We start from the raw sequence: 21,573 nt of genomic DNA, 5'->3' as shown, positions 1-21,573 counted from the left end.
TCCGGGCCGGGCGGAATGCGAATGCAGCATGTAGTTGTGGCAACCGCCCACTACCCAAGCTGTCGCGGTTCCCCTATAGTGGTCGTCAAGACCACCGGGGACAGCCTCAAGTGGCGGGAATGGCAGACAAAGGGGACTGGGAATGCGTTGTCCGTTCTGTGGGAATATCGACACTCAGGTGAAGGATTCCCGCCCGGCGGAAGATCACGTCGCGATCCGGCGGCGGCGTTTCTGCCCTGCCTGCGGCGGCCGCTTTACCACTTACGAGCGTGTGCAGCTGCGCGATCTGGTGGTGATCAAGACATCCGGCAAGCGCGAGGAATTCGACCGTGACAAGCTGGAACGGTCGATCCGGATTTCCATGCAGAAACGCCCGATCGAGCCCGAGCGCATCGACCAGATGATTTCCGGCATCGTGCGGCGTCTGGAAAGCATGGGCGACACGGATATCCCGTCGAAGAAGATCGGCGAGATCGTGATGGAAGCCCTGTCGCGCATCGACACCGTGGCCTATGTGCGCTTTGCCAGCGTCTACAAGAATTTCCAGGCGGTCGAGGATTTCGAGGATTTCGTCGCAGAGCTGCGGCCGCCCGACCACCAGTCCGAGACATGACGGCCAGCGCCGAGGACGACCGTAGGTTCATGGCGATGGCCCTGGGCCTGGGCCGGCGCGGTATGGGCCGGACCTGGCCCAACCCGGCCGTGGGCTGTGTGATCGTGAAGGACGGCCGCATCGTCGGCCGCGGAACCACTGCCGATGGCGGCCGGCCCCATGCCGAACCTGTTGCCCTGGCCCAGGCGGGCGAGGCCGCGCGCGGGGCCACCGCCTATGTCACGCTGGAACCTTGCGCCCATCACGGCCAGACCCCGCCCTGCGCCGAGGCGCTGATTGCGGCCGGCGTCGCGCGCGTCGTGGCGCCGCTGCATGACAGCGATCCCCGGGTCGCGGGGCAGGGTTTCGCCATGCTGGAAGCTGCGGGCATCGAGGTCACGCAGGGCGTACTCGCGGCCGAGGCGGCGCGGGATCACGTGGGCTTTTTCCTGAGGACCGAGCAGGGGCGGCCGATGGTCACGCTGAAACTGGCGGGATCTCTGGACGGTCGCATCGCGACGGCCACAGGGCAGAGCAAGTGGATCACGGGGCCCGAAGCCCGGCGGCTGGTCCATGGCCAGCGCGCCCGGCATGATGCGGTGATGGTGGGCGCGGGCACGGCCCGGACCGACGATCCGTCGCTGACGGTCAGGGACATGGGCGTGGACCGGCAACCGGTACGCGTCGTCGTGTCCCGCCACCTGGACCTGCCGCTGATGAGCCAGTTGGCGCGGACGGCGCGCGACATCCCTGTTTGGCTGTGCCACGGGCCGGGGGCTGCGGCCGAACGGATCGCGGCCTGGCAGGGGCTGGGCGCGGAATTGCTGCCCTGCGGTGTGAAGGGCGGGCAGCTGGACCCGAACGACGTGCTGGGACAGATGGGCAGGCGCGGGATCACGCGGGTCTTCTGCGAAGGCGGCGGTGCGCTGGCCGCGTCTCTGATGGAGGCTGACCTGGTGGACGAACTGGTCGTGTTTTCGGCCGGATTCGCCATCGGCGCCGAAGGTCTTCCGGCGATCGGGGCGCTGGGGCTGGGCCGGTTGGAAGATGCCCCGCGGTTTACCCTGATCGAGACTCGGGCCGTGGGACCGGACCTGATGCACCGCTGGGTGCGGGGGCACTGAAGGTCGCGAATGCGTCCGACCCCGGACGGTGCGCGCCGCCCCCGCCCGACCGCCCCGGTCAGAGCGCCGCCGGCCCCTGGCGGGTTCCGCCGTCGGCAGCTCGCGCGGTCCGGCGGCTTTCCGGTGGGCGTGCGGCGTCTAGCGCCAGAGATGGGCGCGGCTGGCGAAAAGACCTTGCAGCTTTGACAGTGTACGGTTCATCGGGCCGGGCAGCGGAACCGTCCCGTCGGTCAGCCTGTCCACGATGACCTCGACCGGGCAGGGCTGGCCCGTCACCGGATCGCGGTAGCGGGGATAGTCGATCAGTGCGGCATGGACGAGGCCGGCAAGGTCCAGCGTCCGGCCGTTCAGCGCGGCCTGCCTGCGATCCGGCACCGGGCCCAGGTCCGTCGTCAGGCCCCAGCCGGCATAGAAGGGCGCGCCCAGGGTCGTCACGGGGCGGCCGCGCAGAAGCGCCTCGAACCCCAGGGCCGACGTCATGGTCCAGACCTCGTCGATGTCGTCCAGAAGGCGGGCCGGATCGGTGGCGGTCAGCGTGACCTCCGCCAACCCGGTCGCGTCGATCCTGCCGGCACGCAGACCGGCCTCGACATCCGGATGGGGTTTGTAGATCAGGACCGCCCCGGGATGCGCGCCACGCGCGGCCTCCAGCAGGGCGCGGTTGGTGCGGATATCGCCGGTGCCGCGAAGGATCGATGCGTCGTCTTCCACCTGGCCCGGGACAAGGATCCGGTGGCCGCGCGGCAGATCGGGCGGCGGCGATCCAGTGTTGTACTTGCTGAGCCCGGCATCGGTCAGCCGGGCGATCAGCGCCTGGGCCCGGCTGCGCTGACCGGGCGTCAGCACGCTGCGGGACGCGATCAGGGTTTCAAGGCGGCTGGGGCCTGAAGGGTCATAATAGATCCCGTCCGGATCCAGCACCAGTGACAGGGGCGGAACCAGTTCGGCGCCCAGACCGCGAGAGCGGAGGAAGCCGTCCTCGACCCGCACGGCGCCGTCATGTTCCGGTCCGGCCTTGCCCGCCCAGACCATCCGGCGGCGGCCGGTGGCGTTCGCCAGGGCCTTTGCCCGCGCCGGGTCATCGGTGAAGATCATGCGCCTGGCGCTTCCGAACATCGCGTTCAGCGGCCGGCGTTTCCACAGCCTCATGCCGCTGGCGATCCAGCCGGAATGGTCGTCGCGCCAGGCGCGGGTCGCGGCCTCGAAATTGTCCAGCGCGGTTTCGAACGGGCAGAGGGTGTCGCGGAACGCATCGTACCACAGCGGGTAGAGGATCATCGCCGCGGCGAAGAGCTGTTCCGGGCTCAGCGCGCGGCCACGGCGGGGCAGGGGCTGCATGTCATGGGTCAGGCCCCAGCCGGCATAGAAGGGCCGGCCCCAGACATGGGGGCGATGCCCGGCGAGGATCGCCTTGAACCCCAGCTGGGACGACACGGTGTAGACGTCGACCGCCCCTTCCATCAGCGTCCACGGGCTGACCGGTGCGGTATGCAGTGTGACGCCGGGCAGATCCCGATCATCGAAATGGCCGGGCCGGAACCCGGCGCGGGTTTCGGGATGGGTCCGGATCAGGATCGGTGTGTCCGGATGATCGCGGCGGGCGGCTGCCAGCATCTGGTGGAACGTGGTTCGGTCTGCCCCGGAGGCCCGGAGCGAGGCATCGCCCGCGGTCTGGTCGATCAGCAGGACATAGCCCGGTACGGGGCCGGGCAGGCCGGGATCGAAGGCGGAATACTTGCCAAGATGGCCTTCGCGTATCCGTGCGATGCCGTCCTGTGCGCGGGTCAGCAGGGCGGGGTCGTCCAGCGGATGGGCGGCCAGAAGCGTTTCCAGGTCCGAAGGCTGGCGGCCGTCGAAATGGATGCCGGTCCGGTCGACGGTCAGGCCCAGGGGTGGCTCTCCCGCACGGCCGGGAAGGAGCGAGCGGAGAAAGGCGTCCTCGACCCGGACCAGGGGCACGTGGCGCCGGCGCGCCACGGCGGTGCCGCGCCATGCGGTGGGGCTGGCCCCCCAAAGGCCAACGCTGTCGCCGGGGCCGGGCAGGCCCAGGCGCAGGTCGAAACCCGCCAGGGACAGGATCCGACGGACGCGGGACTGGGTCAGGAACCCGCCGTTGTAGACGAAAAGACGTCCCTCCGGCGGGGTCCGCGCACCCCGTGCCACGACCTTAGTTGCCGGTCAGGGTTTCGACATTCGCGATGGGCGTCAGGGAGCCCGTCACCAGCGAGATCGACTTGGTCCATTGCGAGAACGGCGCTTCGGTGACGTAGAGCGTGTCGCCGTCGCGGATCACGAAGTCCCGGGCGTGGAAGACGCCGTTGGGTTCCTTCAGGTTCAGCACATAGACCATGCGCTGCGCACCGACGAGATCGTTCCGGCCCAGCACGGCGCCCGCGATTTCGGCCGGTTCGTTGCGGAAGACGAAGACGCCGGTCGGGTCCGAGGAGACGGGCACAAGGCCGCCCACACGGGCCAGCGCTTCCAGCGCCGACAGGTTCTTGGACCCGAAGGGCACGCGGGCCTGGCTGCTGGTGGCGCCCATCGCTGTGAAGGCGCGGGTGTCTTCCTCGACCAGGACGCGGTCGCCGGGGCGCAGCGCGATATCAAGGCCCGGGTCGTTGAACAGGTCCTGAAGCCAGACCTTGCCGCTCTGGCTGCCGCGGAAGACCGTGATCTCGGCCACTTCGGGGTTGACCGACACGCCCCCCGCCTTGGCCAGCATCGACGACAGGGTGCCGGTCGACCGTTCGATCGGATAGACGCCCTGCGCGCCGACGACGCCCACCATCGTCACGCTGGACCCGTCGCCGGCCAGGCGGCGCACCTCGACCTGCGGATCGGGGGTCTGTTCTTCCAGGCGCTGGGTGATCAGCAGGCGCAGCGCCTCGGGCGTGTTGCCGGCGGCATGGAGGCGCCCGGCATAGGGCACGAAGACATTGCCGGCACTGTCGACCTGCACCTCGTTCAGCTGGGTCGGGCTCAGGTCGCCCATCAGCGGGTTGTCGACATTTTCCCAGATCGACAGGCCCAGCGTGTCGCCGGGCCGGATGATGTCCGAGGTCAGCTGTGACGCGCCGGTGAACTTTTGCGAAAAGGTCAGCGCCGGGGCCACGGCGGTGGCACGGGTGACGCGGTCGTTCACCTCGATCACGAAGGCGTCGCCCTGACGCTGGACCGAACCGGCATAGATCTGGCCCTTCGTGGGGCCGGAACTGGGCAATCCGCAGGCCGACAGAAAACAGGCGGCGAAGGTCGCAACGCCCAGACGCAGGACACATTTCGCCTGCCGGGAATATTGGAGATTCACTGCTCGTACTCCTTGACCAGAGACCGGTCTATTTTTTTATTTTTTTAACTTGATCGGGAAGAAAAATCTAGAGTCCCGGCGCGATTCGGCTACTTCACCAGACGCAAGTGTTGCCGTGGTGCTGCCGTTCCGGATTTCAGCGCGTCATAGGGATCTTCATCGGCCAGCATCATGTCCACGACATGGCGCAGAAGCTGCCGCCGGCCGGAATGCGAATAGTATCCGCCGGGCACCTGGCTGGTTTCCAGCAGGTAGCGGCGATAGTCCTTGTAGGCCCGCGCATCGGGGCGTGTCGCGCCCGCGAAGAACTGATCAAGGGGTTGATCCGAAACGAATTCCGGCTTGGAATAGACCGCCCGTCCGAAGGTCTTTAGCGGGATGCCGCGCCACAGGACCTGTTGACCGGCGGTCGAATTCACCGTCACGGCCGAGCGTGCATCGTCCAGAAGCCGCCCCAGCTTGCCACCGTGCAGATAGTGCACCCGGTCGGCCACGCCCAGGTTGCGCGCCAGCTTCAATACCTCGCGCCGCAGGGGCACACGGCCGGTTTCCAGCGGATGCGCCTTGACCACCAGGTGGTGGTGTCGGGGGGCACCCTCGGCGAAGGCGCCGATTACCTCTTCCAGGAAGTCCTGCATGGAAGAGAAGGGGGAATGGACCCGGAAGCTGCTGTCATGTTCCAACTGCATCAGCGCCAGGTGATAGGGGAAACCGCCCCGCTTGATCCGCCGGGCCTGGATCCGCCAGGTGATCACGTGGAAGGGCAGCATGACCAGGCGGCGCAGGTACAGGCGCAGTTCGCGCGCCACCGACAGTTCCCGATGCGGGCGGAAATTGCGGTAGCCGCGGTTCAGGAACATCACGAACCAGTGGTAGGCCGCGCCATAGAAGATGTGGCTGGACATGTCCCCCCAGTGGGACGGCGGCAACGGCGCCTCGGGGTCGGAACGTTCCAGCACCTGGCGCATCTCGGCCACGTCCATGTCCATCAGCCGGGAATGGCCGTTCGACCCGTCCCGTTCATAGGTCACCCAGTAGGGGCGCAGATAGCCTTCCTCGAACACGTGGATGCGCAGGTCCCGGGCCTTCGCGGCCGCGACCGCGGCGGCATGGACAGGACGGGTGTCGCCGTAAAGTGCGATATCGGTAATGCCGTGACTGTCCAGAAGGGCGTCGATGGCCTGGGGCCACTCTTCGACCGTGCCGCGATAGGGGATGTAGCTGCCGCTGCCACGCCAGAAGGCTGCATCGCCGGCATTGAAGCCCACGCGCCACACCTGGGCCCCGGCCACGCGCAGCATCTTCGCCAGACCCGAAAAGAATGGGCCGTGCGGTCCCTGCAGGAACAGGATCCTGCGCGAATCTGGGGTCGCCGGGATCATTCGTGTGTCCGTACCTTTCGGAAGAACGTCTTCCTAACTCGTTAACAACCGGTGCTGCAATTCGCGCCTAAAGGCAAGCTTGCCATGCGACGGGCCATTTGCCGATGCGGACAATTGTCGCCGGAAACCGGTCAGACCTGTCGAAATGCCGCCGCGCCCTGTGCGACAGGCGCGCGGCGCTCTCTTGCCCGGGGGGCGGGGCGGGGCTATGTCGGTTTCGTTCCGGACCAGCGAGAGAGAGACCATGTTCACAGGGATCATCACCGATGTCGGCACCGTCACGGAGCTGACCAGAAGCGGCGACCTGCGGGCGCGGATCAAGACCGCCTATGACACGACGCGGATCGACATGGGCGCATCGATCGCCAACAACGGCGTCTGCCTGACCGTGGTGGCCCTTGGCCCCGACTGGTTCGAGGTCGACATCAGCGCCGAAACCCTGTCGAAGACGAATATCGGCGGCAACACCGGCTGGGCCGAAGGCACACGCGTGAACCTGGAACGGCCGCTGCGCGTCGGCGACGAACTGGGCGGGCACATCGTATCGGGCCATGTGGACGGTACGGCCGAGGTTATCTCGGTCACCGACGAGGGCGACAGCACGCGCGTCGTCTTCGAGGCGCCGGAGGCACTGGCGAAGTTCATAGCACCCAAGGGATCGGTCGCGCTGAACGGCACATCGCTGACGGTGAACGAGGTCGACGGCAACTGTTTCGGCGTGAACCTGATCCCCCACACCAAGGACGTGACGATCTGGGGCGAGGTGGCCGTGGGCCAGATGATCAATCTCGAGATCGATACCCTGGCGCGCTATGTCGCCCGCCTGAACGAGGCCGGATGATGACAGAAAAGACTGCTGCGGGCATCGGACACAACGGCGGGCCGACCCTGGACGGCGGCCATACCTACCGAACCTATATGTGGCGCCGGGCACAGCAGAAGCTGCTGCCCAATGCCGTGCCGCTGATGGTGGTCCGGATGCGGGTGAAGCGCGCGGCGGAACTGGGCATGGACTACAAGACCTATGCCAGCTTCCGGCAGTATTCCGGGCAGGACATCCTGGGCCTGCTGTTTTCGTCGAACGCGCTGGGCATCCTGGATCCCTATCGCCGCGGCGTGACCATGCCCGCGCCGGAACGCCAGGTGCTGGAAACGGTGCAGCACGCCGCCCGGCTGGCGCTGGTCCATGCCCCGCTGAAACCGGGCGAGGTCGCGGCCGCGAACCCGGTGCTTGATGCCGCGGGCACCGCACCCCGCCTGTCCGAGAGCTGGTCCGATACCCGTATCCGTCTGGAAAACTTTGCCCGCGCCCACCGCGTATCCGGAAACCGGCTTGTGATCGTCGGCGATGCGCCGCTGGAGGAAGACTGGACCGCGGCCCTGCGCGCCGCCGGCTATCTGTCCGCGGACCGCTATTTCCCGCACCGGGCGGCGCCGACGCCGATCTGACGCTGCGACGGATCGCGGCGCCCGGGATTGCCGTGTCGTCAGGTCTGTCTGGTCAAGGCGGCGTCACTCCGCTATTCCGCGCGCAACCTGACCCGAGGACTCAGCCGATGATCTATGAAAAGCCCGGACCCGTTGAATCCGATTGGCGCGATGCCATCTCCTCGGTCGAGGAGATCATCGAGGACGCCCGCAATGGCCGGATGTTCATCCTGGTCGACCACGAGGACCGCGAGAACGAAGGCGATCTGGTCATTCCCGCGCAGATGGCCACGCCCGACGCGATCAACTTCATGGCCACCCATGGCCGTGGCCTGATCTGCCTGTCGATGGAAGGCAAGCGGGTGGACCAGCTGGGTCTGAACCTGATGTCGATCCAGAACTCGTCGCGCCACGAAACCGCCTTCACGACCTCGATCGAGGCGCGGGAAGGCGTGACCACCGGCATTTCCGCCCATGACCGTGCCCGCACGATTTCCGTGGCCATCGACGCGTCCAAGGGGGCGGCCGACATCGCCACGCCGGGCCATGTCTTCCCGCTGCGCGCGCGCGAAGGCGGCGTGCTGGTCCGCGCCGGCCATACCGAGGCCGCGGTCGACATTTCCCGCCTGGCCGGCCTGAACCCGTCAGGCGTGATCTGCGAGATCATGAACGAGGACGGGACCATGGCCCGCCTGCCGGACCTGGTGTCCTTCGCGCAGAGGCACGGGCTGAAGATCGGCACCATTTCCGACCTGATCAGCTATCGGCGCAAGCACGACAACCTGGTCAAGGTCGAGGAAACGCGCACCGTCGCGTCCGCCTTCGGCGGCGAGTGGGAAATGCGGATCTTCGTGGACGAGACGCAGGGCGCCGAACATATCGCGTTGATCAAGGGCGACATTTCGGGGTCCGAACCGGTGCTGGTGCGGATGCACGCGCTGTCGCCCCTGCAGGATATTGCCGGTCTGGGCGGCGCCGCGAGGGCGCATGAATTCGAGGACGCGATGGAACTGGTGGCGGCCGAAGGGCGGGGCGTCGTCGTCCTGCTGCGCGACCTGCACATGAAGCTGGTGACCGGGGGCGAGGTGTCGCCCCATACGTTGCGCCAGTACGGTCTTGGCGCGCAGATCCTGACGTCGCTGGGCCTGTCGAAACTGGTCCTGCTGACCAATTCGCCCGCGCCCAATGTCGTGGGCCTTGAAGCCTACGGGCTCGACATCGTCGGCACCCGCCGTATCGCCAGCCTGAAGGAGAGCGACTGAGCCATGGCCGGACACGAAACCCATTACATCCTGCCGCGTCCGACCTTCGATGCGCCCGTGAAGGTGCTGATCGTCGTGGCGCCGTATTACAAGGACATCGCCGACGACATGATCGCGGGGGCCAAGGCGGAAATCGAGGCCTGCGGTGCCACCTGGGACCTGATCGAGGTGCCGGGCGCGCTGGAAGTGCCGACGGCCATCGGTATCGCCGAGCGCACATCGAACTTCGATGGCTACGTGGCCCTGGGCTGCGTCATTCGGGGCGAAACCACGCATTATGACACGGTCTGTAACGATTCCAGCCGCGGGCTGACGCTGCTGGGCCTGCAGGGTCTTTGCATCGGCAACGGCATCCTGACGGTCGAAAACCGCCAGCAGGCGGTCGTGCGCGCCGATCCGGCAGACCAGAACAAGGGCGGCGGGGCCGCGGCGGCCGCGCTGCATCTGGTGGCGCTGTCGCGCAAATGGGGCAGGCCCACGTCCTGCATGGGCTTCCGCCCGGCGGGCGAACCGGTGCAGATCGCATGACCGACACGGAACCGAAGCCTGCCCTGTCCGGCAACCAGAAGCGGCGGATGCGGTCGGCCGCGCGGCTTTACGCCGTGCAGGCGCTGTTCCAGATGGAAGCCAGCGGCCAGACCACCAACCAGGTGATCGTGGAATTCCTGGATCATCGCTTTGGCGCCGTCTACGACGAGGAAGGCGAATTCCAGGAAGGCGATTCCACGCTGTTCCGGAAGCTGGTCGAGGACGCGGTGAATCACCAGGCCCGGATCGACCAGATGACCGACCGGGCGCTGGTCGCGAAATGGCCCATCGCGCGGATCGATCCTACCCTGCGCGGCCTGTTCCGTGCCGCGGGGGCCGAGCTGATCGACGGCGAAGCGCCGCCGCGGGTGGTCATCACCGAATATGTCGACATTGCCGGCGCCTTTTTCCCGGAAGGGAAGGAGCCCCGCTTCGTCAATGCCGTGCTGGACCACATGGCGCGCGAGGCCCGGCCCGAGGCTTTCTGAGGCAATTTGCGTAACCGCGCGGCATTCCGCCGCCGGTGCGGCAAGTTTTGCAAAAGAATTCTGGAATTCCTATCTGTTCGGGCCCATCTTGTAAGGTGACTGGGGATGATAGGGATGATCATGCCGGAACTTATCAAGCTTTACATTCGCAGCGTCGCGATCGGCTTCGGGATTGCTGCAGTTTTCGTCGGTGTCCTGCTGTGGAGCGGCCTTGGCGGCTTGGGCGATCTGGTCGCCGGGTCTTCGGCCGGCTGGCTGGCTGTCTTCATGCTGTGGTTCATGAACGGCATCGTATTCGCAGGCGTCCAGTTCGCGTATCGCATCATGTCGATGGCGCAGCGCGACGATACCCCGCGCGGCGGCATGAAGATCATGGACCTGCAGCCGGTGCGCGTCGAAGCCACCGCACGCAAGCAGAACAACGCACAGCGGTTCGTTCAGCGCCGTCGCTGAGCGCCTGATCGCAACGGATTTGACGAAAACGCCGGCCTTGAAGGGCCGGCGTTTTTCATTTCGTGCGTGCTAAGGCGTGACGGAACCGCCGCGACCGTTGGGTTACGATTCCCGAGGACCTGTATATACAGGTGGGCGCCAGGTACTCAGACCAGGATCTGAACAGAGCCAGCTCCCTCGGAAATGCTTAAGGCCACCGGAATACAAACCCTTCACGAGAGGGGCAGAAACCGCCACCGGCAACAGATAGACCTGCGCCCCCGTCCGATCAAGCCCGCGCCGTCCCGGAATTTCAACGATGTGCCGGACCGGGGTCCGGATTTGCCGGTTGATTTTTGTTCACCTATTGTTCACATTTATGCCTGTGATGCTTGACCTGCAACCCGGACAGAAGCTTGCGCGCGGCGTGGCGCGCCACCTGGCCAGCCTTGGCTTTGCGACGGTCGAAGAGTTCGTGCCGTCCCGCGGGCTTCGTGTCGACGTGATGGGGCTGGGCCCCAAGGGCGAGATCTGGGTGATCGAATGCAAGTCCGGGCGGGCCGATTTCATGTCGGATGCGAAGTGGCAGGGCTACCTGGACTGGTGCGACCGGTATTTCTGGGCGGTCGACCTGGATTTCCCGACGGACCTTCTGCCGGAAGAGACGGGGTTGATGATCGGTGACGCCTATGATGCGGAAATCATCCGCATGGCCCCGGAACACAAGCTGGCCGGGGCGCGGCGCACGGTCGTGACCCGCAAGTTCGCGACCCACGCCGCAAGGCGCCTTCATGCGCTGCGCGATCCGGGGTTCTTCGGGCTGGGTTAGGGCGCATTGCCCCGGGCCCGGGCAGGCGGAACATCTGACGAAAAATCCGAAGGGAAGCGGCGGCCCGCGAAGTTGTCGCGAAGTGGCCGCACATGTGGTCGATCCGGGGGAGGCTGGACCGCTACCCGGCGTGCGGAAGGGCGGGACGCTTGAACCAGGGGCGTTCGTCAGGATGCCTGCTTCGCCAGCCCGACCTCTCGCACGATGTCGGCGATCCGGGTCAGCTGATCCGACAGGGGATTGGTCCGCCGCCAGACCATGCCGATGGTCCGTTTCGGCGGCACAGGGCTCAGCTGGGCCACGGAGACGGGAGAGGATCGCGTTTCCACAGGCACGGCCATTTCCGGGATCAGGGTCACGCCGATACCCGCGCCGACCATCTGGACCAGCGTCGAGAGCGAGCTGCCCTCCATCAGTTCCCCCTGTACCGACGGCCCCATGTTGCAGAACGACAGCGCCTGGTCGCGGAAGCAGTGGCCTTCCTCCAGCAGCAGCAGGCGCATGGTCTTCAGCATCTCGGCACTGGGCACCGGCTTCGACGCGTCCTCGGCCGGGCGGACAAGGATGAATTCCTCGTCGAAGAGCGCCACCTCCCGCAGAAAGGGCTCGGAGATCGGCAGCGCCACGATGGCCACGTCCAGTCGCGCCTCGGACAGGTCCTCGATCAGGCGCTGGGTCACCGTCTCGCGCGGGCGAAGGTCCAGTTCGGGATAATGCGTTCCCAGGGCCTTGATGATGTCCGGAAGAAGGTAGGGCGCAATGGTTGGAATGATACCGATTCGCAGCCGACCGGCCAGCGGTCCCGCGCTGGCCCGGCCCAGATCCTCCAGTTCGTCCACCGACCGAAGGATGGCGCGGGCCCGTTCGGCAAACAGCTCTCCCAACCCGGTCAGGTGCACCTTGCGGGCGCTGCGTTCGACCAGCGGCGCGCCGATCAGTTCTTCCAATTCCTTGATCTGCACCGACATTGCCGGTTGTGAGATTGCGCAATCTTCGGCCGCGCGGCCGAAATGCTGCCGCTGCGCCAGCGCCTCGAAATAGCGGAGATGCTTCATCGACAGTCTGCTCATAATCCTGAGTTATCACAGAATTCGGAAAATGCAATTTTGCATTATCGCTTTGACCGGCTATCTCTAGGTTCATGGGAGGAGACGGAGCGACGCCGGCCGGACGGGCCGCGGTGAGACCTTCACACAGCGGATTTACAGTCGGCGTGCTTTCCCAGGCTACGCAAACACGCAGCTCTTTCGGAGGACGAAATGGACGGAAACGATATCCCCGCAGGCAAGTGCCCGGTGATGCATGGCGGCATGACCGAGACAGGGACCACCGTTATGGACTGGTGGCCCAGTGCCCTGAACCTGGACATCCTGCATCAGCATGACACGAAGACGAACCCGATGGGCGCGGACTTCGACTATGCCGAAGAGGTCAAGAAGCTCGACTTCGAAGCGCTGAAGGCCGACATGAAGGCGCTTATGACCGAAAGTCAGGACTGGTGGCCGGCCGACTGGGGCCATTACGGCGGCCTGATGATCCGGCTGGCCTGGCATTCGGCCGGTTCCTATCGCCTGGCAGACGGCCGTGGCGGTGGCGGGGCGGGGAACATCCGCTTTGCGCCCCTGAACTCGTGGCCCGACAACGGCAACCTCGACAAGGCGCGGCGTCTGCTTTGGCCGCTGAAGAAGAAATACGGCAACAAGGTCAGCTGGGCCGACCTGATCATCCTGGCCGGCACGATGGCCTATGAATCGATGGGTCTGAAGACCTTTGGTTTCTCCTTCGGCCGGTCGGACATCTGGCACCCGGAAATCGACACCTACTGGGGCGCGGAACGCGAATGGCTGGCACCGTCGGACAATCGCTATGACGACGTGTCCAAGCCCGACACGATGGAAAACCCGCTTGCAGCCGTGCAGATGGGCCTCATCTACGTGAACCCGGAAGGGGTGAACGGCCAGCCGGATCCGGCAAAGACCGCCCTGCAGGTGCGCGAGACCTTTGCCCGGATGGCCATGAACGATGAGGAAACCGCGGCGCTTGCCGCCGGTGGCCACACGGTCGGCAAGGCCCATGGCAACGGCGATGCAGCCACCCTAGGGGCCGAGCCCGAAGCTGCAGGGATCGAGGATCAGGGCTTTGGCTGGGTGAACCCCAACCTGAAGGGCGCGGCCACCAATGCCGTCACCTCTGGCATCGAAGGCGCCTGGACGACCCGGCCCACCACCTGGGACATGGGCTATTTCGAGATGCTGTTCGGGCACGAATGGGAACTGACGAAGTCGCCTGCCGGCGCCAACCAGTGGAAGCCCGTCTCGATCAGGGAAGAGGACATGCCGGTCGACCCGACCGATATGACCACCCGCGTGATGCCGATGATGACGGACGCCGACATGGCGATGAAGGTCGACCCGATCTACAACGCGATCTGCCAGAAGTTCATGGCCGATCCGGCGTATTTCGACGAGGTCTTCGCCCGCGCCTGGTTCAAGCTGACCCACCGCGACATGGGGCCGAAGGCCCGCTATGTCGGCCCCGACGTGCCGGCGGAAGACCTGGTCTGGCAGGATCCGATTCCGGCGGGCCCGACCGGCTATGACGTGGCGGCGGTGAAGGCGAAGATCGCGGCCTCGGGCCTCGGCCTGGCCGAGATGGTCTCGACCGCGTGGGACAGCGCCCGGACCTATCGCGGGTCCGACATGCGGGGCGGCGCCAATGGTGCGCGGATCCGTCTGGCGCCGCAGAAGGACTGGGAAGGCAACGAACCGGCCCGCCTGGCCAAGGTCCTGTCGGTGCTTGAACCCATCGCCGCGGAAACCGGCGCCAGCATCGCGGATGTGATCGTCCTGGCCGGCAACGTGGGCGTGGAACAGGCGGCCAAGGCGGCAGGTTTCGACATCGAGGTGCCCTTTGCCCCCGGCCGCGGCGACGCGACGGACGAGCAGACGGATGCCGACAGCTTCGATGTGCTTGAACCGCTGGCCGACGGGTTCCGCAACTGGCTGAAGAAGGACTATGTCGTGACGCCGGAAGAGATGCTTCTCGACCGTGCACAGCTCATGGGTTTGACAGGGCCGGAAATGACCTGCCTCATCGGCGGCATGCGGGCGATGGGGACGAACCACGGGGGCTCGGCCCACGGTGTCTTTACCGACCGTGTCGGCGCGCTGACGACGGATTTCTTCGTGAACCTCACCGACATGGCCTACAAGTGGGTACCGGTCGACGGCGGCACCTATGAAATCCGGGACCGCAAGTCCGGCGACGTGAAGTTCACCGCAACCCGCGTCGATCTGGTGTTCGGCTCGAACGCGATCCTGCGCGCCTATGCCGAGGTCTATGCCCAGGACGACAATGCCGCGAAGTTCGTGAAGGATTTCGTTGCCGCCTGGACCAAGGTGATGAACGCCGACCGGTTCGACATCGCCTGATCTGCGCCCCTTCGGGGGCAGCCGACGAATACCCATGCGCGCGGCCCGCTGCCGCGCGCATCTTCTTTTTCGGGCCCCTGGCCCTGGAAGGGGGGATGCGGGACGCCCCTTTTAACGGTTCCGAAAGCGATTGACGGAAAGATCGGCAAGCGATCAGATGGGGATCCTTGAAGATGTCGAAAGTCTTAATTGTATGAAATTCGATTTCCGGAACCACAGCGTGCCGGTCATGGCCCGGATCGTCTTGTTGGCGGCCCTGTCTGCCCCGCAGCTTGGCCTGGCCCAGGCCGCGCCCGTCGATGAAGAGGCCGCGGCCGCGCTGAAGACCATGGGCGACTATATCGCCGGTCTGCGCAGCCTGACCTTCAGCGCCGACACCGAGGCTGAAATCGTTTTGGACAACGATCAGAAGCTGCTGATGTCCGGGCAGGTCTATTACCAGGCCACGCGGCCCGGGCATGTCGCCATCGAACTGATGACCGACGTGGTTCGCCGGGAGCTTTACTACGACGGGGCGACCGTCACCTATGTCGCGCCGGATGACGGATACTATGCCACGGTCGAGGAAACGGGCGACATCGCCACGATGCTGAAGACCCTGGCCGGCGCCCATGCGCTGGCCTTTCCCCTGGCCGACATCTTTGCATGGGGCACGAATGACACGCCCCTGGACGTGATCCGCGAAGGGTTCTTCGTGGGGTTCGCCAATATCGACGGGGTCGCCACGGATCACTGGGCCTTCCGCTCGGCCGACCAGGACTGGGAGGTCTGGATCCAGGCCGACGGGAATCCGGTGCCGCTTCAGGTCTCGGTCGTGGACAAGGATGTGCTGGCCCGTCCGCGCTTCACCGCGCGGCTGAAATGGGACGTGGAATCGGTGCCCGGACCAGAGGTCTTCACCTATTCTCCGGCCGAAGGCATGTCGGCCGTGCCGCTGATCACCTATGAAGACGCGGACAAGGAGGCCCGGCAATGAGCGCGAAGACGACCCGCGCATCGCTGATGCACAGCCTTGCCTTTGGCCTGCTTGTCTCGACCCAGGTTCTGCCTGGCGTTGCGCAGGCCGGCGGCCATGGCGGCCGCATGAACATGAGCAGCGGCAGCTTCCACGGTCACTCGGAAAGTTCCAGCAGCGGGTGGAACGTGCGGTGGCATGGGCACATCCCCTATGGTCCGGGCCCGGTGCGACCGCCCCATGACAGACCGGGGCATCATCCGGCCCACCACAATCCGCCATCGCCGGACCACCCGTGGCACCGGCCGCATCCGCCCTACGGTCCCGGTCCGGGTCACTACGGCCCGCCACCCTACTATCCGTTCCCGCCCCATTATCCGCACCCGCGTTACCCCTATGGTCCGCCGCCGGGTCCGTACTGGCATGGCTACGATCGTGCCAACAGCGACTTCTGGATGGGGGCTGCGGCAGGCGCGCTGGCTGCGATGGCCATCGGCAGCATTGTGGACGCGCCGCCCCCGGATTGCGTGGACCGCACCATCAATGGCGTCGACTACCTGCAATGCGGCAACACCTGGCTGCGCGCCGTGATGAACGGGCACAAGGTGACCTACCAGATCGTCGCCGTGCCCTGAGTGGCGTCAAGTTGTCGGGGAAGTACGGTAACCGGGGATGGCAACAGCCCCGGTTTTTCGTGCCGGAACGCGAACCGGTACAGCGATTCAGCAATCGAAACGGATCGGGGGGAAGTGGTACCGCCTCCCTGGCTTGAACAGGGGACCTCTGGATCCACAATCCAGCGCTCTAACCAACTGAGCTAAGGCGGCACGTGGGGGGCGATTTAGCCAAGCCGGACGGCGGATGCAAGGGGCAATGGAACGATCAGAGGTCGATCCGCCAGCTTTGCTCTACCATGTCGACCCCGAAGGAGCGGACGGGCTTGCTGTCGACCAGTTCCCACCCGGCCCCGGCATAAAGCGCGCAGGCCGCCCGGTGGCTTTCATGGGTCCACAGGACCATGTCGGCATAGCCGGAGCTCCGGGCGAATTCCATGCAGGTGCCCAGCAGCCGCTTGCCCAGCCCCTTGCCGCGGCTGGCGGGCTCCAGCAGGAACAGGCGCAGCTTGGCGGTGGAAGGCCGGTCGGGTCCGGCCGCGACACAGAAGATCGACCCCAGCCTTGTGTCGCCTTCGGCCGCGATCCAGCCCCGTTCCCGGGCGGGGTCGTGATCGGCCAGGAAGGCGGTCAGGATCTCGGCCACCAACGGGCCGAAAGTATCGTCGAATCCCTCGGCCTCGCGGTAGAGCGTCTGGTGACGCTCGACCAGCCAGTCCTTGTCGGCTGCGGTGAAGGGGCGAAGCACTGTCATGCTGCCATCTTCACGCCACCGGCTTGCTTTTCAAGCTCCGGCGGGCTAGCGCAGGGCACTGGACGTACCGTCAGAACGGGAAGGGCGGCTGCACATGGGCATCAACACCGAACGCGATATCGAAGCGAACCTGCAGATCGGGCCGACCGACCAGGGCATGGTGCGCTTGTTCGTCGAAGCGGGAAGCGCCGAGATCCCGATGGATTTCGAACCGGAAGAGGCCGAGGAGATCGCGGAAGAGATCCTCGTCGCCGTTCGCGCCGCCCGCGCCATCAAGCGCTAGGCGTACCCGCCACGATTCTCCGACAGCAAGACACCGGCGCCATGACAGCACCGGTGCATCGGTCATTTCTTAAGACGGGCCGGTCCTACCAGTGCCCGGTGCTTTCCATGCTGGCCCAGGGTTCGGCCGGGAGCAGGGCATCGCCGGCCTGCAGCAGCTCGATCGAGATATTGTCGGGCGAGCGGACAAAGGCCATGCGCCCGTCGCGCGGCGGGCGGTTGATGACGATGCCGTTGTCCTGAAGGTGCTGGCACATCGCATAGATGTCGTCGACCGCATAGGCGAGGTGGCCGAAATGCCGGCTGTCGCTGGGCAGGCCGTCGTCGCCGTCCCAGTTCCAGGTCAGTTCGACCGGGCAGTCCTCGTCCCCTTCGCTGGCCATGTAGACCAGGGTGAAGCGGCCCTGTTCGCTGGTGATCCGGCGAACCTCTTTCAGGCCGAGCAGTTCGTAGAAGGCCATCGACGCATCGAGATCCTTCACCCGGACCATGGTGTGCAGGTACTTGGTGGGCATGACAGTCTCCGTTTTCATTTCGGGCCGACCATAGCCGGTCGGGCATGATTGTCGAGCGTCCGCGCCCGGCGGGGCCCCTTGTCGTGGGGTGTCGTGGGGACGCTGTCCCCACACCCCTGGAGGTATTTGGAAAAAGGAGAAGGGGAAGGGCGCGCGCCATTTTGCCCACCCGCTCCGGCTTCGGGCGCGGCTTGTTCCTTCTTCTCTTTCCAAATACTCCAGCCGGAGGCGGACGGACCGATACGCTTGGCATGTGCCGGATATAGGGGTTCTGTTTCGCTTGAGAACCACATATGGTGTCGACCTGAGTCTTCACCGGAAAGGACGGATCATGCCGGTATCGCCCGAGCAGCTTGCCGAAATCCACGCCCAGCGGGCCGAACCGAAACAGACGCTGCGTGCGGTGGCGCCGGGGATGGAGCAGCATCTTTACACGGCCTACCCGGTGCTGGACCACGGATTTGTCCGGGTGATCGACTACATGGGCGACGATGCCGCGATCTGCCAGGCGGCGCGGGTCAGTTACGGGCGCGGGACCAAGTCTGTGCAGAACGACGAAGGGCTGATCCGGTACCTGATGCGGCACTGGCATTCGACACCTTTCGAGATGTGCGAAGTGAAGCTGCATGTGAAGCTTCCGGTGTTCGTGGCGCGGCAATGGATCCGGCACCGGACCGCCAACGTCAACGAGTATTCGGCCCGCTATTCGATCTTGGACCGCGAATTCTATATTCCCGCGCCGGAACATGTGGCGGCGCAATCGGTGCAGAACAACCAGGGCCGGGGCAATGTCCTGGAAGGGGACGAGGCCGCGCGGGTGCTGGAGGTGCTGAAGGCCGACGCCATGCGCGCCTATGACCACTATGAAGAGATGATCAGCCAGGACGGTCAGCAGGGGCTGGCGCGGGAACTGGCGCGGATGAACCTGCCGGCAAATATCTACACCCAGTGGTACTGGAAGGTGGACCTGCACAACTTGTTCCACTTCCTGCGGCTCAGGGCCGATTCCCATGCCCAGTACGAGATCCGGGTCTATGCCGACGAGATCTGCCGCCTGACCGCGGACTGGGTACCCTTTGCCTGGAAGGCCTTCGAAGACTATCGCCTGGGCGGTGCGCAACTGAGCCAGAGCGGGCTGGAGTGCATCCGCCGCATGCTGGGCGGCGAGGCCGTCACGCAGGAGACCTCGGGCATGTCGGCCAGGGAATGGCGGGAATTCGAGGCGCTGCTGAAAACGCCCGAAGCCTAGGGGCAGGCCACGGAAACCTGGCGGGTGGCCGGCATTGCCCGGCGCATGTATAGCGTGCCTATATACGAACCGGATCTGGGGTGATACCCTTCCAGGAGATCGGGCGGGGAAGGCGCGCTGGATCCGATGTTTGGTGCGGCTTGCTGTGCCGGTTGACCCAGCCGGCGGGTGCTGGTCGAAACCCTGACCGATGGCGCGAGCCGCGCGCCGATGCAAGGCCCGCAGCGGAGCTTGGTCGCGCGGGGTGGTGCGAGCGGATTATGGCGTGATGGCGAGTGGACGGAGTTTTGGATCGGTGATCCAAGGGGCGGCGGGATCCGGATCCTGACGCCGGCTTGCGACACTTTCTGCGCTGTCGCGGTTGGCCACGTATGTGTGGGGAGCGATCGGGCCTGAAGCGATGGCCGTGCAGTGGAAGTGAAGACCGGGACGCCCTTTCGGCGTCCCCGGGTCCTGCAGGCAGAAAGAGAAAAAACGACTTACCCTGTCCGCTGGAACGGCAGGTCAGGATGCAGCGACGGCTGCAGGGAAAGTGGCGCGCACCGGACGGTTGCCCGGCCGGAACGCCCCGAGTGCAGGCCCCGAATCGCCGGGGCCAGAACGATCAGAGCGTTTTCAGATCGGTCGCCATGACGCGGCCGTCCCGTCCGTCGCGCAATTCGTAGGAAACTTTCTGGTTGTCGGCGAGGCCGGTCAGACCGGATCTCTCGACGGCAGAAATATGAACAAATACGTCCTTGCCGCCTTCGTCAGGGGCAATAAACCCGTAGCCTTTGGTGGTGTTGAACCATTTCACGGTGCCTGTCGGCATGTCCCGTGTCTCCTTCTACCTTTAAGTCGCCCCGGGCGACCGGGGTGTTGCTGGCACATCGGCCGATCAGTCGACCGGCTTGGACCATGGAAGGCGGAAGGCTGATGGCGGATGTTCCGTATCTGAGGTTGGCATGGACCGTGGAAAAATGAAAGAAAAACGGGCAGAAGGTCCCGCATGGTCAGTTGAGTGACGCAACGGAGTGCAGGAATGCGACTTTATGGTCTGAAAACGTGCGACAGTTGTCGCAAGGCGCTGAAAGCCTTGCCGGAAGTTGAATATGTCGATGTCCGGAAAGAGGGCGTTCCGGCGGATCTGATGGCCCGGGCCATCGCCGCATTCGGGCCGAAGATGGTCAACAAGAGCTCTGCCACGTGGCGGGGGCTGGATGCCGCGGAACGCGAAGCTTCGGTTCAGGATCTGATGGCGGCGCATCCCACACTGATGAAGCGGCCGCTGATCGAGGCGGGCGACGAGTTGTACCTGGGCTGGGGCCCAGACACGCGCGCGGCCCTTGGCGTGGACTGACAGCACCCCTATCTGGTCCGGACAACAACCGGAGAGACAAGCGATGCGGAATGCGGCCCTGACCCTTGGCGTGATCGCGGGCATCGTGGGAATGCTGGTGGGCTTCTTCGCCTATGGCTACACCGCGGTGGTCGAGCAATGGGGCGAGGTGGACGGCGTGCTGACACAGGTGCAGGACGTCCACACGCTGAGGCTCGTCGCGATCGTGGCCCCGGTGCTGGCGATTGCCGGCGGCGCCATGGCGCGGTCCCAGGCATTGCTGGGGGGCATCCTTATGGGCGGTTCTGCCCTTGGGATGTATCTGGGGCTGGGGTTCAACGTCTTCACGATGTTCCCCATCGTCTTTGCCGCCACGGCCGCCGTTCTGGCGCTGGCGGCAGGCAGACCGGACGAACCCAGGGCACATTTCTGACGGGCGGGGGACCGCCCCCCCCGGGCGGCCCACCCACACGCCGTGGCGGGGAATGCGTGGGGCATACACACAACCGCTCGGATGCGCCGCAGCCTGGGCGGTGGCGGTCAGGCGATCCTGAGCGCGCGGTCCGCCGAGATCGGGCCTGCGCCCTTGATCACCAGAACCAGAAGGATCGTCACCCAAAGCAGGCGCTGGTCCATGATCATGCTGCCGGAGTCGCGGTCGAACCAGGCGCCGATGGTGGCGGCGGCGGCTTTGTGGCCGGTGACGTCGACATAGCTTTGTACCAGGATGAAGACGATCATGCCGATGGCACCGATCCGGGTGAAAAGGCCCAGGATCAAAAGCGCCGGCAGGATGAATTCCGCCCAGGTCCCGACCAGCGCGAAGAGGTGATAGCCGATCCCCAGCTGCGACTGGTCGTAGGAGACGGCCTCCATCGCCTTGGGGAACATCTGGGCGAAGGCGCCGGAAGACGGGTTCAGCCAGCCGAAGAGGCCGGGTCCCAGCTTCGTCATGGCCGAGGACCAGAAATAGACTGACAGCACCGCGGCAAAGGTGAAGCGGGCCAGCGTTGGGACGATCCAGTCGTCGGCACGGCCAAGGACCAAGAAGATCCGGTTGTGCAGGGTGACAAGGGTTTGCAT

24 protein-coding genes, 1 tRNA gene and 1 other RNA gene are annotated in these 21,573 nt (G+C 65.5%); 16 read left to right on the top strand and 10 right to left on the bottom strand.

Annotated features, from left to right (window positions below; translation table 11 throughout):
• The first annotated feature begins 142 nt into the window (after window positions 1-142).
• The gene (gene nrdR, locus FQK05_RS04440) at window positions 143-613 is read left to right on the top strand and encodes a transcriptional regulator NrdR (RefSeq protein WP_158964641.1); all 471 of its coding nucleotides are present in this window, start codon (window positions 143-145) and stop codon (window positions 611-613) included.
• On the top strand, window positions 610-1,716 hold the full coding sequence (ribD, locus tag FQK05_RS04435) for a bifunctional diaminohydroxyphosphoribosylaminopyrimidine deaminase/5-amino-6-(5-phosphoribosylamino)uracil reductase RibD (RefSeq protein WP_158964640.1): 1,107 nt from the start codon (window positions 610-612) through the stop codon (window positions 1,714-1,716). Before nrdR ends, ribD begins: the two co-directional genes overlap by 4 nt.
• Before the next feature lie 138 nt (window positions 1,717-1,854).
• Here the strand turns inward: ribD and FQK05_RS04430 are convergent, their stop codons facing one another.
• The 3 genes from FQK05_RS04430 to FQK05_RS04420 form a co-directional block, all read right to left on the bottom strand.
• The gene (locus tag FQK05_RS04430; protein WP_158964639.1) at window positions 1,855-3,879 is read right to left on the bottom strand and encodes a capsular polysaccharide biosynthesis protein; all 2,025 of its coding nucleotides are present in this window, start codon (window positions 3,877-3,879) and stop codon (window positions 1,855-1,857) included.
• A gap of 4 nt (window positions 3,880-3,883) precedes the next feature.
• Window positions 3,884-5,023 (bottom strand): polysaccharide biosynthesis/export family protein, encoded by a 1,140-nt coding sequence (locus tag FQK05_RS04425; protein WP_158964638.1) that lies wholly within the window; start codon window positions 5,021-5,023, stop codon window positions 3,884-3,886.
• A gap of 89 nt (window positions 5,024-5,112) precedes the next feature.
• Entirely contained in the window at window positions 5,113-6,405 is a 1,293-nt protein-coding gene (locus tag FQK05_RS04420; RefSeq protein WP_158964637.1) for a capsule biosynthesis protein, read from the bottom strand.
• Between the two features lie 244 nt (window positions 6,406-6,649).
• Between FQK05_RS04420 and FQK05_RS04415 the strand changes: the two genes are divergently transcribed.
• From FQK05_RS04415 to FQK05_RS04390, 6 genes are all read left to right on the top strand, one after another.
• Window positions 6,650-7,246: a riboflavin synthase gene (locus tag FQK05_RS04415; RefSeq protein WP_158964636.1), complete on the top strand. Its 597-nt coding sequence runs from the start codon at window positions 6,650-6,652 to the stop codon at window positions 7,244-7,246.
• Window positions 7,246-7,854: a hypothetical protein gene (locus FQK05_RS04410; RefSeq protein WP_158964635.1), complete on the top strand. Its 609-nt coding sequence runs from the start codon at window positions 7,246-7,248 to the stop codon at window positions 7,852-7,854. The genes FQK05_RS04415 and FQK05_RS04410 overlap by 1 nt, the downstream gene beginning before the upstream one ends.
• Window positions 7,855-7,961: 107 nt before the next feature.
• Window positions 7,962-9,095, top strand: a complete 1,134-nt coding sequence (gene ribB, locus FQK05_RS04405) for a 3,4-dihydroxy-2-butanone-4-phosphate synthase (RefSeq protein WP_158964634.1) — start codon at window positions 7,962-7,964, stop codon at window positions 9,093-9,095.
• A 3-nt stretch (window positions 9,096-9,098) separates the two neighbouring features.
• Window positions 9,099-9,623: a 6,7-dimethyl-8-ribityllumazine synthase gene (locus FQK05_RS04400; RefSeq protein WP_158964633.1), complete on the top strand. Its 525-nt coding sequence runs from the start codon at window positions 9,099-9,101 to the stop codon at window positions 9,621-9,623.
• Window positions 9,620-10,111 carry a transcription antitermination factor NusB gene (gene nusB / locus FQK05_RS04395; protein WP_158964632.1) on the top strand — a complete coding sequence of 164 codons (492 nt, stop codon included), beginning with the start codon at window positions 9,620-9,622 and terminating at the stop codon, window positions 10,109-10,111. The genes FQK05_RS04400 and nusB overlap by 4 nt, the downstream gene beginning before the upstream one ends.
• 120 nt (window positions 10,112-10,231) lie before the next feature.
• On the top strand, window positions 10,232-10,564 hold the full coding sequence (locus tag FQK05_RS04390; RefSeq protein ID WP_158964813.1) for a hypothetical protein: 333 nt from the start codon (window positions 10,232-10,234) through the stop codon (window positions 10,562-10,564).
• Between the two features lie 78 nt (window positions 10,565-10,642).
• Here the strand turns inward: FQK05_RS04390 and ssrS are convergent.
• Window positions 10,643-10,797: non-coding RNA, 6S RNA (gene ssrS, locus FQK05_RS04385), on the bottom strand.
• A gap of 125 nt (window positions 10,798-10,922) precedes the next feature.
• Here ssrS and FQK05_RS04380 point away from each other — a divergent pair.
• Window positions 10,923-11,372: an MmcB family DNA repair protein gene (locus tag FQK05_RS04380; protein WP_158964631.1), complete on the top strand. Its 450-nt coding sequence runs from the start codon at window positions 10,923-10,925 to the stop codon at window positions 11,370-11,372.
• A 167-nt stretch (window positions 11,373-11,539) separates the two neighbouring features.
• Here the strand turns inward: FQK05_RS04380 and FQK05_RS04375 are convergent, their stop codons facing one another.
• Entirely contained in the window at window positions 11,540-12,442 is a 903-nt protein-coding gene (locus FQK05_RS04375; protein ID WP_158964630.1) for a hydrogen peroxide-inducible genes activator, read from the bottom strand.
• A 189-nt stretch (window positions 12,443-12,631) separates the two neighbouring features.
• Here FQK05_RS04375 and katG point away from each other — a divergent pair, with 189 nt between their 5' ends.
• The 3 genes from katG (at window position 12,632) to FQK05_RS25830 (ending at window position 16,393) form a co-directional block, all read left to right on the top strand.
• Window positions 12,632-14,803 (top strand): catalase/peroxidase HPI, encoded by a 2,172-nt coding sequence (gene katG / locus FQK05_RS04370; protein WP_158964629.1) that lies wholly within the window; start codon window positions 12,632-12,634, stop codon window positions 14,801-14,803.
• 193 nt (window positions 14,804-14,996) lie between these two features.
• On the top strand, window positions 14,997-15,779 hold the full coding sequence (locus FQK05_RS04365) for a DUF2092 domain-containing protein (protein ID WP_158964628.1): 783 nt from the start codon (window positions 14,997-14,999) through the stop codon (window positions 15,777-15,779).
• Entirely contained in the window at window positions 15,776-16,393 is a 618-nt protein-coding gene (locus tag FQK05_RS25830) for a hypothetical protein (protein ID WP_199252590.1), read from the top strand. The genes FQK05_RS04365 and FQK05_RS25830 overlap by 4 nt, the downstream gene beginning before the upstream one ends.
• 115 nt (window positions 16,394-16,508) lie before the next feature.
• On the opposite strand, the gene FQK05_RS04355 is transcribed toward FQK05_RS25830, so the two are convergent.
• A tRNA-His gene (locus FQK05_RS04355) sits at window positions 16,509-16,585 on the bottom strand.
• Between the two features lie 55 nt (window positions 16,586-16,640).
• Window positions 16,641-17,126 (bottom strand): GNAT family N-acetyltransferase, encoded by a 486-nt coding sequence (locus FQK05_RS04350; RefSeq protein ID WP_158964627.1) that lies wholly within the window; start codon window positions 17,124-17,126, stop codon window positions 16,641-16,643.
• A 94-nt stretch (window positions 17,127-17,220) separates the two neighbouring features.
• On the opposite strand from FQK05_RS04350, the gene FQK05_RS04345 reads away from it, so the two are divergent.
• Window positions 17,221-17,409: a DUF6324 family protein gene (locus FQK05_RS04345; protein ID WP_158964626.1), complete on the top strand. Its 189-nt coding sequence runs from the start codon at window positions 17,221-17,223 to the stop codon at window positions 17,407-17,409.
• A gap of 85 nt (window positions 17,410-17,494) precedes the next feature.
• Here FQK05_RS04345 and FQK05_RS04340 read toward each other — a convergent pair whose 3' ends face one another.
• The gene (locus tag FQK05_RS04340) at window positions 17,495-17,923 is read right to left on the bottom strand and encodes a VOC family protein (protein ID WP_158964625.1); all 429 of its coding nucleotides are present in this window, start codon (window positions 17,921-17,923) and stop codon (window positions 17,495-17,497) included.
• Between the two features lie 331 nt (window positions 17,924-18,254).
• Here FQK05_RS04340 and thyX point away from each other — a divergent pair, with 331 nt between their 5' ends.
• Window positions 18,255-19,172, top strand: a complete 918-nt coding sequence (thyX, locus tag FQK05_RS04335; RefSeq protein ID WP_158964624.1) for an FAD-dependent thymidylate synthase — start codon at window positions 18,255-18,257, stop codon at window positions 19,170-19,172.
• Between the two features lie 604 nt (window positions 19,173-19,776).
• Here the strand turns inward: thyX and FQK05_RS04330 are convergent.
• Window positions 19,777-19,983, bottom strand: a complete 207-nt coding sequence (locus FQK05_RS04330; protein WP_158964623.1) for a cold-shock protein — start codon at window positions 19,981-19,983, stop codon at window positions 19,777-19,779.
• Between the two features lie 210 nt (window positions 19,984-20,193).
• Between FQK05_RS04330 and FQK05_RS04325 the strand changes: the two genes are divergently transcribed.
• Window positions 20,194-20,511 carry an ArsC/Spx/MgsR family protein gene (locus FQK05_RS04325; protein WP_158964622.1) on the top strand — a complete coding sequence of 106 codons (318 nt, stop codon included), beginning with the start codon at window positions 20,194-20,196 and terminating at the stop codon, window positions 20,509-20,511.
• A gap of 43 nt (window positions 20,512-20,554) precedes the next feature.
• The gene (locus FQK05_RS04320) at window positions 20,555-20,923 is read left to right on the top strand and encodes a hypothetical protein (protein ID WP_158964621.1); all 369 of its coding nucleotides are present in this window, start codon (window positions 20,555-20,557) and stop codon (window positions 20,921-20,923) included.
• A gap of 107 nt (window positions 20,924-21,030) precedes the next feature.
• Here the strand turns inward: FQK05_RS04320 and FQK05_RS04315 are convergent, their stop codons facing one another.
• Window positions 21,031-21,573 carry a DoxX family protein gene (locus tag FQK05_RS04315; protein WP_158964620.1) on the bottom strand — a complete coding sequence of 181 codons (543 nt, stop codon included), beginning with the start codon at window positions 21,571-21,573 and terminating at the stop codon, window positions 21,031-21,033.

Source organism: Chachezhania sediminis (assembly GCF_009765275.1).
GTDB lineage: Bacteria > Pseudomonadota > Alphaproteobacteria > Rhodobacterales > Rhodobacteraceae > Chachezhania > Chachezhania sediminis.
The sequence above is the reverse complement of the archived record's forward strand: the minus strand, read 5'-3'. Positions and strand labels throughout refer to the sequence as shown.

Coding starts and splice junctions, on each gene's coding strand:
- nrdR (WP_158964641.1), top strand. CDS start 143: ATGCGTTGTCCGTTCTGTGGGAATATCGACACTCAGGTGAAGGATTCC.
- ribD (WP_158964640.1), top strand. CDS start 610: ATGACGGCCAGCGCCGAGGACGACCGTAGGTTCATGGCGATGGCCCTG.
- FQK05_RS04420 (WP_158964637.1), bottom strand. CDS start 6,405: ATGATCCCGGCGACCCCAGATTCGCGCAGGATCCTGTTCCTGCAGGGA.
- FQK05_RS04415 (WP_158964636.1), top strand. CDS start 6,650: ATGTTCACAGGGATCATCACCGATGTCGGCACCGTCACGGAGCTGACC.
- FQK05_RS04410 (WP_158964635.1), top strand. CDS start 7,246: ATGACAGAAAAGACTGCTGCGGGCATCGGACACAACGGCGGGCCGACC.
- ribB (WP_158964634.1), top strand. CDS start 7,962: ATGATCTATGAAAAGCCCGGACCCGTTGAATCCGATTGGCGCGATGCC.
- FQK05_RS04400 (WP_158964633.1), top strand. CDS start 9,099: ATGGCCGGACACGAAACCCATTACATCCTGCCGCGTCCGACCTTCGAT.
- nusB (WP_158964632.1), top strand. CDS start 9,620: ATGACCGACACGGAACCGAAGCCTGCCCTGTCCGGCAACCAGAAGCGG.
- FQK05_RS04390 (WP_158964813.1), top strand. CDS start 10,232: ATGCCGGAACTTATCAAGCTTTACATTCGCAGCGTCGCGATCGGCTTC.
- FQK05_RS04380 (WP_158964631.1), top strand. CDS start 10,923: ATGCCTGTGATGCTTGACCTGCAACCCGGACAGAAGCTTGCGCGCGGC.
- FQK05_RS04375 (WP_158964630.1), bottom strand. CDS start 12,442: ATGAGCAGACTGTCGATGAAGCATCTCCGCTATTTCGAGGCGCTGGCG.
- katG (WP_158964629.1), top strand. CDS start 12,632: ATGGACGGAAACGATATCCCCGCAGGCAAGTGCCCGGTGATGCATGGC.
- FQK05_RS04365 (WP_158964628.1), top strand. CDS start 14,997: ATGAAATTCGATTTCCGGAACCACAGCGTGCCGGTCATGGCCCGGATC.
- FQK05_RS25830 (WP_199252590.1), top strand. CDS start 15,776: ATGAGCGCGAAGACGACCCGCGCATCGCTGATGCACAGCCTTGCCTTT.
- FQK05_RS04350 (WP_158964627.1), bottom strand. CDS start 17,126: ATGACAGTGCTTCGCCCCTTCACCGCAGCCGACAAGGACTGGCTGGTC.
- FQK05_RS04345 (WP_158964626.1), top strand. CDS start 17,221: ATGGGCATCAACACCGAACGCGATATCGAAGCGAACCTGCAGATCGGG.
- FQK05_RS04340 (WP_158964625.1), bottom strand. CDS start 17,923: ATGCCCACCAAGTACCTGCACACCATGGTCCGGGTGAAGGATCTCGAT.
- thyX (WP_158964624.1), top strand. CDS start 18,255: ATGCCGGTATCGCCCGAGCAGCTTGCCGAAATCCACGCCCAGCGGGCC.
- FQK05_RS04330 (WP_158964623.1), bottom strand. CDS start 19,983: ATGCCGACAGGCACCGTGAAATGGTTCAACACCACCAAAGGCTACGGG.
- FQK05_RS04325 (WP_158964622.1), top strand. CDS start 20,194: ATGCGACTTTATGGTCTGAAAACGTGCGACAGTTGTCGCAAGGCGCTG.
- FQK05_RS04320 (WP_158964621.1), top strand. CDS start 20,555: ATGCGGAATGCGGCCCTGACCCTTGGCGTGATCGCGGGCATCGTGGGA.
- FQK05_RS04315 (WP_158964620.1), bottom strand. CDS start 21,573: ATGCAAACCCTTGTCACCCTGCACAACCGGATCTTCTTGGTCCTTGGC.